Source organism: Roseibium sp. (assembly GCF_965229775.1).
Lineage (GTDB): Bacteria > Pseudomonadota > Alphaproteobacteria > Rhizobiales > Stappiaceae > Roseibium.
The window spans coordinates 6,130,697-6,146,116 of sequence record NZ_OZ245929.1; the positions used below are offsets into that span (position 1 = coordinate 6,130,697).

Genomic DNA, 15,420 nt, shown 5'->3' on the forward strand with positions numbered 1-15,420 from the left:
TGTCATATGAAAACGCCGGGCATTCGAGCCCGGCGTTCGCGCTGTTTGTTTTAGTTTTTGTAAGCTTCGATGACGGCAGCACCGGCTTCACCGGCGTTGTCCTGCCACTCGGCAGCCATGGTTTCGCCGATCGCCGCAAGATCCTCGATCAGCTGCTTGCTCGGCTGAACGACCTTGATGCCGTTTTCGATGAGAACGTTGGTCTTGGTTTTTGTTTCGACCTTCGACGCTTCCCAGCCGCGCTTTTCGGCAAGTTCGGCAGCTTCAAGAATGGCGGCCTTTTCGGCGTCGCTCAGACCATCGAACGCCCGCTTGTTGACGATCACCATGTTCTTGGGCAGCCAGGCCTGTGTGTCGTGGTAGTGAGTCAGGAAGTCCCATGCCTTGGAGTTCGCGCCGGTGGACGGCGACGTGATCATGGCTTCCACCCGCCCGGTGGAAACGCGGTCGCGATATCGGGAACTTCAACCTGGGTCGGCACGGCACCGGCAAGCTGCGCAAGGCGCTCGGTGGCGGCATTGTAGGCACGGAACTTGAGACCCTTCAGGTCCCCGCCGCTGGTGACTTCCTTCTTGGCATAGATGCCCTGCGGCGGCCACGGCACGGCAAACAGCAGCTGCAAACCCTGTTCGTCCAGCTTTTCTTCCAGGCCCGGCTTGGACGCCTGATAGAGTTTCCATGCCTTGTCGTAGGACGGCGCCAGGAACGGAACGGAATCCACACCGAAGACTGCATCTTCATTGGCAAGACGGGAGACCAGCACTTCACCGATCGGCGCCAGGCCCTTGCGGACGGAATTCTTGATTTCCGGATGCTTGAAGAGGGACCCCGCGGAATGAACCGTGATCGTCACGGATCCATCGGTCTTCGCTTTGACGTCGTCGGCAAACGCCGCAATGTTCTGAGTGTGGAAGTTGCTGTCGCCATAAGGCGTCGGCATGTCCCACTTGGTTTCGGCAGATGCCATGGCAAGACCGGCAAGACCGAACACGGCAGCGGTCGCCAGACGCGCGCCGGCTTTGTTCAAAATACGTGAATGCAGCATGAAATTCTCCTCTTGGAAGCCGGACCCATCCCGGCCTGATGCTGTTTCCGGTGCCTTGTTCTCAACACCTCTAAAAAGCGCATCTGCCGCAAGGCTAGACTCAAAAACTCAAAACATCAACGTTTTATCGATAAATTATCATCGAAAAGTCAGTGAGAGAACCGTCTTTCTTCTTCGAGACGAATTGGATAGCGTCGCTAATTCATTGGGGGAGAACAAAAAAGTGCTGCAGACGACCGCCGAGAGCCGCTCTATGAGGATCGCGAGTACTTTGCTTCTTGTCGTTGTCCTTGCCGCGGCTGCCGCGCTTCGGCTGCATGATCTGGACAGGACAAGCCTCTGGTACGACGAGGCTGTCAGCTGGAGCCAGTCGAACGGTTCCCTGGCGGCTCTCCTTGCCTCGGTCGCGACCGACAACTACCCGCCGCTCCACAACATCATCTTGTGGCTGACGATACCGGTCATCGGCGACAGTGAAACGGCACTGCGCCTGCCTTCCGCCGTCCTGGGCGTCGTCGCGGTTTTGCTGACCTATCTGATCGGCAAATTACTGGCTGGACGGATCACCGGCCTGACCGCGTCGATGCTGCTCGCCCTTTCACCCTTCCACATCTGGTACTCCACCGAGGCCCGCATGTACGCGCTTCTGGCGGCATGCGGTCTCGCCTTCCTGCTTGCGACCCTGAAGGTTCTGAGAAACCCGTCCGCGCTCTGGCTCACCTTGCTCGCGGTCTCGGGCGCTCTTTTTCTCTACAGCCACGTTTATGCGCTCCTGGCTTTCGCATCGGTCGGAACCGTCTGTGCCTTCCTCACCGTGTGCGACCTGGTCTCCCGCCGGCCCGTCCGCCGCTCGAACGCCCTTCGCGCCTGCCTGGCGATGGGCGTCAGCACCATTGCTTTTCTACCCTGGCTCTACCTTCTGGCAATCCGCGCGAGTTCCGTCGCCGAAGCCGGTTTCTGGATCGCCTTCCCCGATATCCCCTTCCTGACGTCCATGGTTTTCGGCATCACCGGATCTCTGGTTCTCTTCTGGTTGCTGATTTGCCTTGCCGCCTTCGCGGCGGTGCCGGCCACCCGGCCGGGACAAGCGCAGGCACCGCCCTCACCCGCCAGCGCGCGCGTTCTGGCGATATGCTTCGCCTATACGTTCGGCCCCGCGCTGCTTGCCTATCTCTATTCGTTGTTCGTGCAGCCGATCCTGTTCGACCGCTATCTCATCGCATCCTGGCCGGGCCTCTTGTTGCTGGCTGCCGCCGGCGCGGAACGCCTCTCCCCGAGATTCGCGCCTGCGGCACTCGTCGCAGGCGCGCTCGTCCTCACGTTTCCCGAACTCAGGTTCAGCCTGACCCAGAAAGTCCGGCCGGACTGGCGCGGCATTACGCAGGCCTATCATTCGGAACGTTCCCCGAATGACCGGCTCACCCTGTTCAAGGGGTTCGCGGCGCCCGCGCTGGACTACTACCTGCGGGCACCGGACAGCTTTGCGATTGCGGACACACCGGAAGACATCGCGAGGCGTTCCTCCCCTTCAGAGACAGGCAACGACTGGCTGCTTGTGGTACACACCAACCCGCAAGAGCTGGAAGCCGCCAAACAGGCGTTTGATGCGCGTGAAGATGAACCTGTCGCTCGCACCTTTGGCTGGGGCGCCAGCGGCCTGTCTCTCTTCAGGAACCAGACGGACAAAACCAGGGGAGCCGCACCGAAAAAGGACAACTAGAACACTGATGTCTCTGAAGTTTTGCATTCATGACAACAAATTCAGAAAATTCTCATCGACAATTTATCGATAAAATGTCAACATAAAACCACTGACCTAGAAATCACGCCATGCCGAAGCTGACACGCCGCGCAGATGACAGCTCGAAACACCAGAGGAAAGAAAATGACAGCGAAGTGGGACTTTTGGATCGACCGGGGCGGCACCTTCACCGATATTGTCGGCCGCTCGCCTGACGGAACGCTGCACCCCCACAAAGTGCTGTCGGAAAACCCGGAAGCCTATCGTGACGCCGCGATCCAGGGCATCCGCGAGCTGCTCGGCGTGGAAAAGGGCGCGCCCATACCCTCCGACAAGGTGGCAACGGTCAAGATGGGCACCACGGTGGCAACCAACGCCCTGCTGGAACGCAAGGGCGAGCGCACGGCGCTGTTCATAACGCGCGGGTTCCGCGATGCACTTGAAATCGGATACCAGGCCAGGCCGAAGATTTTCGCCAAGGAAATCGTCAAGCCGGAACTGCTATACGAGCGTGTCCACGAAATCACCGAGCGTGTGCGTGCCGACGGCACCTTGGAGACAGCGCTCGATGAAGCCCAGGCCCGTACCGAAATGCAGGCAGCCTGGGACGCGGGGATACGCTCCATCGCCATCGTGCTGATGCACGCCTACGCCTACCCGGCGCATGAAAAGGCGCTCAGGAAAATCGCCGAAGAAATCGGATTCCCGCAGATTTCCGTTTCCCACGAGGTTTCGCCGCTGATGAAGCTGGTCGGGCGTGGTGACACCACGATCGTAGACGCTTACCTGTCGCCGATCCTGCGCCGTTACGTGGACCAGGTTCAGGCGGAGCTCGGCGAAGGTCCGCGGCTCATGTTCATGCAGTCTTCCGGCGGATTGACCGCTGCGGACCTGTTCCAGGGTAAGGACGCCATCCTGTCGGGCCCGGCAGGCGGTGTCGTCGGCGCCGTCGAGACGTCCCGCATGGCCGGATACGAAAAGATCATCGGCTTCGATATGGGTGGCACATCAACGGATGTCTGCCACTTCGAAGGCGACTACGAACGCGCCTTCGAAACGGAAGTGGCCGGCGTGCGCATGCGCGCGCCCATGATGATGATCCACACGGTGGCAGCCGGGGGCGGTTCGATCCTGCACTACACCGACGGCCGTTTTCAGGTCGGTCCGGATTCGGCAGGCGCCAATCCCGGCCCCGCCTGTTACCGGCGCGGAGGCCCGCTGACGGTCACCGATGCCAATCTCATGACCGGAAAACTCGCACCCGCCTTCTTTCCGAAGATCTTCGGCCCCAACCAGGATCAGCCGCTCGACGGAGATACGGTCAGGGAAAAGTTCGAAGCGCTTGCCGCCGAGATCGGAGATGGCCGCACGGCGGAGGAAGTTGCCGACGGGTTCCTCAAGATCGCAGTCGAGAACATGGCCAATGCGATCAAGAAAATTTCTGTTCAGCGCGGTTATGACGTCACCGAATACGCCCTCACCTGCTTCGGCGGGGCCGGCGGTCAGACCGGATGCCGGGTCGCCGACAGCCTCGGCATGACCACCGTCATCCTGCATCCCTTCTCCGGCATCCTCTCCGCCTATGGCATGGGGCTCGCCGATATTCGCGCCGACCGGCAGAAAGCGGTGGTCAAGACGCTGACGGAAGACCTGCTGCCGGAACTGGCGGCGCTGAAGGAAGAACTGGCAACGCAGACGGAAGCCGAACTCGAGCGGCAGGCAGTCCCGGCCGGGGCCCGCCGCTCCATCGCGACGGCCCACTTGCGCTACGACGGAACGGACACGCCCCTGCCCGTCCTGCTCGACGGCGTGTCCGAAATGCGGGCCGCCTTCGAAGAAGCCCACAAGAAGCAATTCGGCTTCGCCTACGACAACAAGCCGATCGTCGTCGAAGCGCTTGAGGTCGAAACGGCGGGCGGTGGCGCCGGGCTGGTCGAACCGGACCTCAGCCTCTCCTCGGACAGCCCGCAGGCGACTGAGACGACCCGCCTTTATTCGGAAGGCACGTGGCACGACGCGGGAATCTACAGGCGAAACGTTCTGAAACCCGGCACGCGGGTCACGGGACCGGCGGTCATCATGGAACCCCACGCAACAATTGCAGTCGAGGACGGCTGGCAGGCAGAGGTCAATTCCAAGGACCATGTCATCCTCAAGCGTGTCGTCCCGCTCAAGAGGGCGAGCGCCGTCGGCACCCATGCCGATCCGGTGATGCTGGAAGTGTTCAACAACCTGTTCATGTCCATTGCCGAGCAGATGGGTGTCACGCTTCAGAACACCGCCTATTCCGTCAACATCAAGGAGCGGCTGGACTTTTCCTGCGCCGTATTCAACGCAGACGGTGCCCTGGTCGCGAACGCGCCGCACATGCCTGTGCACTTGGGTTCCATGGACCGGTCGGTCGAAACGATCATCAAGCTGAACAGGGGCAACATCAAACCCGGCGATGTCTTCGCGCTGAATGCCCCCTATAACGGTGGCACGCACCTGCCCGACATCACCGTCGTGTCGCCGGTTTTCGATGACGACGGCAGGGAGATCCTGTTCTGGTCCGCCTCGCGCGGTCACCATGCGGATGTCGGCGGCTCGGCACCGGGCTCGATGACCCCGCGCGCCACCAATGTCGATGAGGAAGGCGTGCTTTTCGACAACTTCAAGATCGTCGACGAGGGCCGGTTCTGCGAGAGTGAACTGGTGGACCTGTTGACCAGCCACGCCTACCCGGCGCGCAACCCGCATCAGAATGTTGCCGATCTCTCGGCCCAGATCGCCGCCAACGAGAAGGGCATCCAGGAACTGCGCAAGATGGTCGCCCATTTCGGCCTGGATGTCGTCCAGGCCTATATGGGCCACGTTCAGGACAATGCCGAGGAAAGCGTCCGTCGCGTCATCGAGGCGCTGAAGGAGTCCGAGTACGAATATCCCACCGACCAGGGATCCGTCATCAAGGTGAGGATCTCCGTCGACAAGGACAAGCGCGAAGCGACCGTCGATTTCACCGGGACATCGGGCATGAAGCTGAACAACTTCAATGCACCCGAACCGGTGACGCGCGCCGCGATCCTCTATTGCTTCCGCGTCATGGTGGAAGGCGACATTCCGATGAACGCGGGCTGCCTCAAGCCGATCAATATCGTCATCCCGGATGATTGCATGTTGCGTCCGTCCTATCCGGCCGCCGTGGTCGCCGGAAACGTCGAGACTTCGCAGCACGTCACCAATGCCGTGTTCGCCGCGCTCGGTGCAATGGCCAATGCCCAGGGAACGATGAACAACCTGACATTCGGCAACGACACCTACCAGTATTACGAAACCATCTGCTCCGGGTCTCCGGCCGGGCCCGGTTTCAACGGAACCGATGGCGTGCATACCCACATGACCAATTCGCGCCTGACCGACCCGGAAGTGCTCGAGTTCCGCTTCCCTGTCCTGCTAGAGGACTTTCACATCCGCAAGGGCTCGGGCGGCAAGGGAGCCTGGTCTGCCGGTGACGGCACGCGCCGGACCCTGCGTTTCCTGGAAAAAATGGACTGCGCCATCCTGTCGTCGCACAGGACCATCAGACCCAAGGGCATGAACGGCGGCGAAGACGGGGAACTCGGGCGAACGGAAGTGCGCCGTCTCGATGGCGCCATCGAAGTGCTGGAGGGATGTGACCAGACCGTGCTTGAACCCGGTGAAGCCGTGACTGTGATTACCCCGACTGCAGGCGGCTGGGGTCAACCCTGACCGTCCAAAACACACCAAAGGTGTCCGGCAAGCCGCTCTCTTGGAGAGCGGCTTTCTTTTTTGCAGGTCAACTTGGCAGTCGCTATTTCTATCAATAAGCGAAATTTACAACTAAGTCCTGAGGGAAAAGATTTAACCGAATCTTCAACGGGCAATCGCCTAAAATAAATAAATTACGTCACGTTTTCAGGTAATTCAGACGAATTGCGAGACAAACATGCTACGACTGCCAAATCCGGTTTCACATTCGGTTGCCGCCAAAATTCTCGCATTGATTGCATTCTTGTGCATCGGCCTGGTTGTCGTGTCCGCGGTCTCGATCTTTCAGATGAACCTTATCGGCAGAGAACTCGCCAACATTGCCGAGAAGGACATTCCCCTTACCGAAGCCATCAGCCACGTGACCAATCATCAGTTGGAGCAGGCGGCGCTGGTCGAACGCATGATGCGGGTTGCCGGTGTCCGCTCCGAGACCGAAAAGGCAGGTTTCAAGGCGATGAAGGTGCGGCTTCAAAAGCTCGAGCTCCAGGTCGCCGACGAAATCCTGAAAGCGGAAAAACTTGCCGAATACGCACTGGCGAACAGCAGCTCGGAAGCCGAGCAAAAGGAATTTGCCATGGCGGTTCGCCAGCTGAAGCGCATCGAGACGGAATACGCCCAGTACAAGGACCACGTCGACGAGATCATGCATCTCGTCGAGATCGACGATTTTGAGGCCGCCAATACCCTTCTCGTGACCCTGGAAGAAGAACAGGAGCGGCTCGACCATGAACTTATCGCGCTTCTGGAAGAGATCGAACGGTTCACCCTCGCAGCCGCAGTTGCGGCGGAAGAACATGAAAAACAGGCACTTGAACAGATCACGATCGTGTCTGTGGTAACGTTCCTTTTTTGCATCGTGGGATCGATCCTGTTTGCGCGTTTCGTGATTTCCAAACCGTTGAAAGAAGTGTCGGGCGGCCTTTCCGAACTCGCCAGGGGCAACACCGAGGTCAATGTGCGTGTGCGCTCTCGCGATGAAATCGGCCAGGTGGCGGAGGCATTCGAGGCCTTCCGGATCAACATGATCGAGATGAAACGCCTGCAGGAACAGGCCCGCGAGGAAGAGATCCAGGCGGAAGCGGACCGGCGCGACACGCGCCTGCGGCTTGCCGATGAACTGGAAGGCCAGCTCATGGCAAGTTGCGAGGCGGTGGTGCTGGTTCTGAAGGACCTGACCGAAGGTGCGCACGAACTCACCCGCAACAGTGACGAAACCGTGGACCGGTCCAACACCGTGGCAGCGGCTGCCGAAGAATCGACGGCCTGCGTGCAATCCGTCGCCTCGGCGTCTGAGGAACTCGCAAGCTCCATTCACGAAATCAGCCGCCAGGTCACACTGGCCAGCAGTTCCACGTCGCAAACCACCGATGAGGCGGAGACTTCCAACGAAACCGTCGGACATCTGTCCTCTGCCGCCGAAGAAATCACCGAGGTTCTCAAGCTGATCAGCGACATTGCCGACCAGACAAACCTTTTGGCCCTGAACGCGACCATAGAGGCTGCCCGCGCCGGTGAAGCCGGCAAGGGGTTCGCAGTGGTCGCCTCTGAAGTCAAGGCGCTTGCCACCCAGACAGGACAGGCGACCGACCAGATCGGGACGCAACTGACCGGTGTTCAATCCGGCGCCGCGACATGCTCGGAGGCCATCCACAAAGTGGTCGCGTCCGTCAGCGCGATCCGGGAACAGATTTCCGGTATTGCCTCCGCGATCGAGGAACAGAACGCCGTGACCTCTGAAATCGCGAAAAACGCGACCGAAGTTGCTCACGGAAGTGAGGACATCTCGCGGAACATCATCGAGGTGAACCAGGCCGCGCAGCTTTCCGGTTCACGGGCGAAGGAAGTTGCGGATGGGGTCGACAATGTGTCGAAGCAGATCGCGACCATCCGGAACGGGCTCTCCGATTTTCTCGGTCATCTGCGCGCAGCCTGAGCGCAGCCGCGTTGGCTGGAAACAGAGGTCCGGCCAAAGGCACATGGCAATTTCATTCACCCTGAGTCTGGCCTTGCCGGAGCAGTCTCTCGTGCAGGTCAGGAAGCACATGCTGGTTCAGGCCCTGCATTTCGAGCACGCTTCGCTCGCGGATCGGTTGCCTGAGCACTTTCCTGGACATCAACGGCGAACGAAAGACGCTGGTCGCCGCAAGCTTATGCACCGTCGCCCTGGACACCGCCAATCCTTCGGCAAGCACGCGGTCGAGCCGGACGTGCAGGTTCGCCGGATTCAGCAGGACCAGGTCCAGGGTGTCGTCAACCGACCTTGCAAGGGACAGGATGGTCTTCTCGATCCTGAAGGGGCCAGCCGCGCCGCGCCGGAAGCCGTCGGTGCGCCTCGGCGGCTGCGCCGCAAAAGTGCGGGCGAACCCGGCATCGTTTTCCTGAAGGGCGTCGATCGTCGCCTGTGGCAGCGAGCGGACAGGGCGGCGCTCAAACAGCGTGCGGTTCCAGCGATTGCCGCAGGCAGGACAAGCATAGACCAGCCAGGCATCGAGACGGTTTCCGTTGGCATTCAGCCGGAACTTGTCCGTTGACACGAAAGGCGTGTTGCGGCCACAGCCGGCGCAGTGGCGTTCGATATAGAGGGTGTTTGCGCCCAGGATTTTCCACTGGACATAAAGAGGCAATGACATTCCGTCGGCCTTCCTTTTGAAGGAAGTCCGCCACCGGTCAGTCGGGAGCCTGCAGGCAGAAGCACCGGCAGACATCGGTCTGGCTGTCAGGGGAAATCAGTTGAGTGGACGTATCGGAAAATCAATACGGCAGGGCCAAGCCACACCGGTCCCGATCCGCCGCATGACGAACAAGTCAGAACGTCGCTCAAAAGAGCGACAAGCGGATACGAAGACCGGTCAGAGCGTAGGCAAGATAATCGTCCTGATTGAAACGAAGGTTTTTTCTAGCTGATGCCGCCGGCCTGAACAAGGCCCTAGGGTACGGACCCATAAATGAAGCCGATTTGGCGGCAGAAATGGCAAAATCTCGCGAGGAAGCGTGCGCAGAGCGGGCTTTATGCCCGGTCAAGCGCGGTGACGCTGCTAGGTAAAGCCATTTTGCCGTCCTTCGGATTTGGCCGTTTTGACCATCTACATCGTCGCGAAAGGCTTGAAAATGAACCACATTTCCTGCGCTTTCGCTCCTCGCAGCTGGTCAAAACGATCCAAACCAAATTGACTTCATTTATGGGTCCGTACCCTAGACGTCGCGCGCCTGCTTGGCGAGCTCGACCAGGACCTTGCGCAAGTCTTCGGGCCTTTCGAGCGCAGTCTCGAACCAGAACCGCTCGATCCTGTCGCCCGAAACAAGATCCAGTCCTTCCGGATCAAGACCGGACAAGCGCCAATTGGCCGCCTCGCCCTTGCACAGAACCTCCGCGTAGAGCTTGATTGCATCCGCGTGGTCGTCATTCATGTGCTCGACCGCGCCTTCCTCCATCGCCTGCCAGCTCTTCTCGTCGCCGAGCACCGTTAGAAGATCTGCCTGCTGCAGTTCAAAGGCCTTGCCGAAACCGCCGTTCAGGCTCGCCCGCTTGAGCTCGAGCCTGAAAAAGGCGAAATCGCCAAAATCGGCGTAAAGCTCAGCCTTGGGATGGCGCGCGAGATAGCGCCGCCTCAGCCGTTTGTGCGTCTCGCTTTCCCGCTCGATGCGTACCGCCGTGCAAAACAGGGAGATCCTCGCATGGGCAAGCGGGTCCCCCTTGCCCGGCTCCCCGACCAGCAGCGAACAGTCCGGGGTTTCAAGGATCGCGGATGTGTGGCCCGACAGGGTGCTCGTGAGGATAATCGGCGTTCCGTCGAGATCGGTCGCGAGCGCCACCCGGCTGGCGAGCGGATGACCGGTGCCCGCCTCGATCGCCGCCAACGCGCCGAAGCGCGCGGTCCGGACCAGGTCCTTCGCCAGGCGGCGCGACTGGTCGTCGGTTTCGCGGATGGGCGACATCGGTTCCTTGGCATTCTCGTTGGGCGTGTTCACACCTGTCTCCTGGGTTCGCGGACAGCCGGCTGTTCCTCTGCACGGCAAGAAACACCACAGCGCGAACCTGAACGCAAGATGAACGGGCATCTCAGAACCCGTTCAGGGCCGGTATGCGAATGTCCCCTCATCAGATACGGCGCCGGACACAAAAAGGCGCAGGCACCTGGAGAAGAAACAGATGAAAACCTTGAGCAAACGCCTGATTGCCGTCGCCCTGTCCGGCGCCCTTCTCGTTCCGACAATTGCAACGGCCGAGGCCGGCCCGAAACGGGGCTGGCAGGGCCACCATCACGGCGGCTACCACTACAACCACAAGCGCCACAGAAACAACAACAATGTCGGCGCAGCCGTCGCCGCCGGCGTCATTGGCCTTGCGGCAGGCGCCATCCTGCTCGGTGCGGCCAACCGCCCGGCCTATGCAGGACCGCCGCCCCCGCCGCCGGCAACCTACTACCCGCCTGCCCCTTACCCGGGACAGGTGCACGGCGCAGTCGGATACCAGCCCTGGAGCCCGGCCTGGTACCAGTATTGCTCCTCGAAATTCCGGTCGTTCAATCCCTCGACCGGCACCTACACCACCTATCGGGGCGAGCAGCGTTTCTGCCAGTAACTTTCCGAGTTCGCCCCGCACCTTCCGGCAGCAGGCACCCCGTCAGCCGAACTGACCTTCGCCTGCTGCCGCTTTTTTGAAGATTTCTTGACCGTGAGTGCTTCCCGCACCTTCCTCAGGACCCCAGAGCAGGTCAACGTTTGGTCACAGTGCCCAAGCCTCTGATACCACACAGGGTTCGTTCGGATGACAATCCGCACTGACCCGAGATGGGCACTGTGGCCGCCCGTTTAAAAATTCCACTCACTGGCAGATCAGATACGTACAGGTCTTGCCGTGGCAGCCGATGTCGACATGCAGGTGGGACTTGTGGAACTCGTCGCCTTCCGGACTGAGCACGGTCGTGAACCGCGCGCAGGCGCTCTTGTGGATGTCCGTCAGAAAGCGGCCCTCCGGTGTGTCCTTGCCCCAGTCCGTCTCCACGGAAACGGAGCCCCCCTCCTTCATCGCAAAGCCGGAGAGATCAACCGCCTTACCCAGCGCATGCTCGGACAGTTTGCCGTCCGGCTGGTTGTTGCGCCGGCGGCATTGATATCCCGGTCCGGTGGTGATCGACCTGATACCGCCATCGAAATGCGTCTCGGCTGCCGGAAGCACATCGCTCTGAAGCCATTCGGAAAAGGTTTTCGCAAACGCGCAGGACACCGTGACCGCCCCTTTAAGCGGCACCTGAGTGCCTTCCCGCTGGATGCCTGTCAGCCTGACCGGACTTTCGATGCCGCAGCCGGCGTCCCCGGAGAACTCGCCGCGAACCGGGGGAAGGATCTCGAAGACCATGCCCGGCAAGTCGCAGGCCGCAGCGTCTTTTGAAGGCAAGCTGCCCACTCCTGGAGCCTGTCCGGGCTTCGGCGTCGGCACGGGCGAGGCGATCGCGTTCCCGGGCTCCGTCTTGTCTGTCTCTGCAAGCGGCTTGGGTGCCGGGACGGGTTCGGCGGCCACCGCAAGAACCGAAGAGGTGATCAAAAGGACAGTTGCCGAAAACCCGAAGCGCAGTCTCTTGTGCATTCGCCCCTCTTGACTTGCAGGCATGATTCAAATGTGGCTGACTGCCGGCCAGCATCCCTCAGCGCATTTCGAATGTCGAGACACACGCATGACACTTGAACTCTTTTCCGCCTATGTGGTGGCAACCCTCATCGTCCTCGCGATCCCCGGGCCAACGATCATGCTCGTGGTCAGCTACGCCCTGACCCAGGGACGACGCTCGGCCTTTGCAAGTGTTCTCGGGGTCGGGCTCGGCGATGCAACCGCCGCGGCGGTGTCCCTGCTGGGCCTGGGGGCAATCCTGGCGGCCTCCGCTACGGCGTTCTCGGTTCTCAAATGGGTTGGCGCCGCCTATCTGGTCTGGCTCGGGATCAAGATGTGGCGCAGCCGTCCCGCCGTGCAGAACGTGCAGCAGATGGAGCATATTTCCGCGCGGAAGATCTTCTGGCATGCCTATGTCGTGACATCGCTGAACCCTAAGGGCATCGTGTTCTTCATGGCATTTCTGCCGCACTTCATCGCACCGCAGGCGTCCGTGGCGCCGCAGCTTTTTCTGCTCGGAACGACATTTGTTGTGCTGGGGATCCTGAACGCGGCTGTTTATGCGTTCGCTGCGGCGGCGATCGGTCAGAAGCTCAGGAGCCCGTCCCTGCTTCGACTGGTCAACAGGGTCGGCGGAGGATTTCTGATATCGGCAGCGGCCATGACGGCAACACTGCAAAGATCGACCGGTTAAGAAGGCAGCACGCCGTTAGCGGCTGGATGCAAACGCCGTTGCGCGCTTGACCTTCGGCTTGGGCCGTTTTTTTGCCTCTTCTTCGGTCTTTAGGCCGAAAGAGGCCCCGGATTTCTTCAGCGTTTCCAGGGAGCGCTTGGCGCCTTCCTCGCTGAGCGCGGCGTAGCGCTTGATCGCCGCGTTCAATTCAAGGCCACCGATGCGGAGCCGGCGCGCGCGCATGGTCAGGATGTCCTTGTAGGCCTCGGCCGTGACGCCGTTAGCCCTGCACAGAATGATGAGCGGCTTGTCGCTCGCACTGAACAGCAGTTGCGAGACCGCTGCCGGCGGCAAATCGCTGACCCTGGCCAGCAGCATTCCCAGTTCGGCCGTCCTGTCCGCGCGGGCGAAGGACGTGACCGCATCGTCGATCCGGGTCTTGTTGCCCAGGACGTCGTTGATGAGGGCATTGGATTCCTCGCGCGCGTCGTCCAGCTTGTGGGCGCGCGCGGCAACCTCCGTGGCGGCACGCTGCGCCAGCAGGTTCACCAGCGTATTGTCGGCCCCGAGCGCGGTGATCCGCTCCTTCAATGCATCCGTGAGAAACGGCAGCAGGGCATGCGCAGCTTCCTCCGGCAAGTCCGGACGATTGACCAGCGCGGATTGAATGGATTCGTCGGAGCGGGCTTTTTCGACAAGTCTCAGGAAGGAGGATTCAGCAAACTCCGCGCCTTCGTTCTCGGCAACCCGCTTCAGGACTCTGCTGTCACCGCGATCGACGAGCACCGTCGTGACAGCCTTGTCGACGGTCTTCCTGCCGGCAATCGCTCCCAGGTGCGCCATTGACGCGTTGGACGCGATATCGACAAGGTCCTCGCTGGTCAGCGCCAGACTGTTTTCAAGGACCGGTTCGGCGACGGAAATGGAGTCGTTGGCCAGTTTCACCATCAACTCATGCGGTGCGTCGTTCTCATGACACACCCTTTTGGCAAGGATCATGCGGGTTTCTTCTTCAAGCTGCCCGAGAACCTTCAGAACGATGTCACCGAAGAGGAGGCTGATCTGCTCGTCGCGGTCCTTGCCGGCACCGACAAACATGTCCGTCAGCGCACCGATGAGGCCTTTGCGCCCGGTGGCACTGGAATCCTTTGCCAGCTCCGCAAGTTTCGACAGATTGATCATTGCTTCTCCGAAGCGCACGACACGCCTTTGCGGACCGTAGCAGAAGCTTCTTAACAGGACGCTACTGGTTTTTCGGTGTGCCGAGCGGGGAGCGATGACTGGTAGACCGGGATTGATATCGATAACAGGCTGTCAAGGCGAATGGCGAAATCAAAAAAGATCTGGCGCTCACAGACAAACAATGTCTCATTTTTTCGACATCTAGTCGTTCGTTATCAAGGCGTTAAGGAGAGGATTGGTCAAAAACACAATCTATTGGTGTGAGACCTCCGCCGCAATGCAGCATCTTTTTTGCTTCGTTTCGTCGATTCACTGGCCTAAGATTACCGGGTCAACGTGAGGTAATCGGGAGCGGACAGATGACTCTAGCGCGGAACCTGAACAGGATTGCCTTTGTCGCAGCATTTGTATTTCTAGCTGCAATTGTTGTCGGGATCATTTGATTCGGCAGCAGGAAACGAGTAAAAACAACGCCTTAGAGCGAAACTCGGAAATGTGTTGATAGACAATTTTGACAGTAACTGACATTCGAGCCCGCCGCACCAGAAGGTGTCGGCCGGCGTCGGCTGTCAGTGTTGTCTTGTCAATTTCGACGTTCGCGTCGGGCATCATGTCCGACGCGACGCGGTGGCCAATTGGCGTGAACACTTTAGCGAAATGCCTCTACCTGCAATTAATGAGTGCAGAAATCTCATTGAATGAGACGGTATCGCGTCATTTTGTCCACATGCCCCTCTGTCAGGGCTGGATCACGCTGCAAGTGCGAGCGTTTGTGCCAGGGCGTTCTCCCTCTTGGACGGATCCGCCATCAACTGGTCTGCAGCTATGATCGTGACATCCTTGATCCCGACGAAACCCAGCACTTGCTTCAGATACGTGACCGCGAAGTCGATCTCGGAGCCCACCTTTGTTCCTCCGGACGCAACAAGCACATAAGCCTTCTTGCCCTCAAGCAGACCGACAGGTCCGTTTTCCGTGTACTTGAACGTTTCACGTGCGCGCGCAATCTGGTCAATCCAGGCTTTGAGTGCCGCCGGGACCGAAAAATTGTAGATCGGCGTTCCGATGACAATCGTGTCGGCGGATTTCAGTTCATCGACAAGGGTATCGGACAAGGACAGTTTCGCCTGTTGTTCCGCATTTCTCTGGGATGGATCGGTGAAATTCGCCCCGACCCATTCCTCATCGAGGAACGGCAGCCCCGTGGAAACGTCGCGGGTGAGAACCGTGGCGTTCGGGTTCTTTTCGGTCAGGCGGGCGACCAGCGCACTGGTCAGTTCCCGTGTCACCGAGTTGGTTTTGCGGGCGGAAGCGTCGATATGAAGAATGGTGTTGGCGTCGTTCATCACGTTCGTTCTCCTGTTCAAGACGGACCAGCGGTTTGTTCCTGATCAGGAGAT

12 protein-coding genes are annotated in these 15,420 nt (G+C 59.9%); 5 read left to right on the top strand and 7 right to left on the bottom strand.

Going from position 1 to position 15,420, the window contains the following annotated elements; all coding sequences use genetic code 11:
- Positions 1-50: 50 nt before the first annotated feature.
- Both ACO07N_RS27955 and ACO07N_RS27960 read right to left on the bottom strand, forming a co-directional pair.
- A complete protein-coding gene (locus ACO07N_RS27955; protein WP_421984134.1) occupies positions 51-419 on the bottom strand; it encodes a hypothetical protein in 369 nt (122 codons plus the stop codon).
- Complete coding sequence (locus tag ACO07N_RS27960) at positions 416-1,045, bottom strand: hypothetical protein (RefSeq protein ID WP_421984135.1); 630 nt, start codon at positions 1,043-1,045, stop codon at positions 416-418. The genes ACO07N_RS27955 and ACO07N_RS27960 overlap by 4 nt, the downstream gene beginning before the upstream one ends.
- 223 nt (positions 1,046-1,268) lie before the next feature.
- Here ACO07N_RS27960 and ACO07N_RS27965 point away from each other — a divergent pair, with 223 nt between their 5' ends.
- From ACO07N_RS27965 to ACO07N_RS27975, 3 genes are all read left to right on the top strand, one after another.
- On the top strand, positions 1,269-2,765 hold the full coding sequence (locus tag ACO07N_RS27965) for a glycosyltransferase family 39 protein (protein ID WP_421984136.1): 1,497 nt from the start codon (positions 1,269-1,271) through the stop codon (positions 2,763-2,765).
- Between the two features lie 165 nt (positions 2,766-2,930).
- On the top strand, positions 2,931-6,515 hold the full coding sequence (locus ACO07N_RS27970; RefSeq protein ID WP_421984137.1) for a hydantoinase B/oxoprolinase family protein: 3,585 nt from the start codon (positions 2,931-2,933) through the stop codon (positions 6,513-6,515).
- Between the two features lie 217 nt (positions 6,516-6,732).
- Entirely contained in the window at positions 6,733-8,490 is a 1,758-nt protein-coding gene (locus ACO07N_RS27975) for a methyl-accepting chemotaxis protein (protein ID WP_421984138.1), read from the top strand.
- 52 nt (positions 8,491-8,542) lie between these two features.
- Here the strand turns inward: ACO07N_RS27975 and ACO07N_RS27980 are convergent, their stop codons facing one another.
- Positions 8,543-9,187, bottom strand: coding sequence for a DUF1062 domain-containing protein (locus tag ACO07N_RS27980; RefSeq protein ID WP_421984139.1), 645 nt, complete (start codon positions 9,185-9,187; stop codon positions 8,543-8,545).
- A 562-nt stretch (positions 9,188-9,749) separates the two neighbouring features.
- A complete protein-coding gene (locus tag ACO07N_RS27985; RefSeq protein WP_421984140.1) occupies positions 9,750-10,526 on the bottom strand; it encodes a HugZ family protein in 777 nt (258 codons plus the stop codon).
- Positions 10,527-10,707: 181 nt separating this feature from the next.
- Here ACO07N_RS27985 and ACO07N_RS27990 point away from each other — a divergent pair, with 181 nt between their 5' ends.
- Positions 10,708-11,139, top strand: a complete 432-nt coding sequence (locus ACO07N_RS27990) for a BA14K family protein (protein ID WP_421984141.1) — start codon at positions 10,708-10,710, stop codon at positions 11,137-11,139.
- 243 nt (positions 11,140-11,382) lie between these two features.
- On the opposite strand, the gene ACO07N_RS27995 is transcribed toward ACO07N_RS27990, so the two are convergent.
- Positions 11,383-12,144: an extensin family protein gene (locus tag ACO07N_RS27995; RefSeq protein ID WP_421984142.1), complete on the bottom strand. Its 762-nt coding sequence runs from the start codon at positions 12,142-12,144 to the stop codon at positions 11,383-11,385.
- 88 nt (positions 12,145-12,232) lie between these two features.
- Here ACO07N_RS27995 and ACO07N_RS28000 point away from each other — a divergent pair, with 88 nt between their 5' ends.
- Positions 12,233-12,859 carry a LysE family translocator gene (locus ACO07N_RS28000; protein WP_421984143.1) on the top strand — a complete coding sequence of 209 codons (627 nt, stop codon included), beginning with the start codon at positions 12,233-12,235 and terminating at the stop codon, positions 12,857-12,859.
- Between the two features lie 15 nt (positions 12,860-12,874).
- On the opposite strand, the gene ACO07N_RS28005 is transcribed toward ACO07N_RS28000, so the two are convergent.
- Positions 12,875-14,020, bottom strand: a complete 1,146-nt coding sequence (locus ACO07N_RS28005) for a DUF2336 domain-containing protein (protein ID WP_421984144.1) — start codon at positions 14,018-14,020, stop codon at positions 12,875-12,877.
- Between the two features lie 749 nt (positions 14,021-14,769).
- Positions 14,770-15,366, bottom strand: a complete 597-nt coding sequence (locus ACO07N_RS28010; RefSeq protein WP_421984145.1) for an FMN-dependent NADH-azoreductase — start codon at positions 15,364-15,366, stop codon at positions 14,770-14,772.
- Positions 15,367-15,420 lie beyond the last annotated feature (54 nt).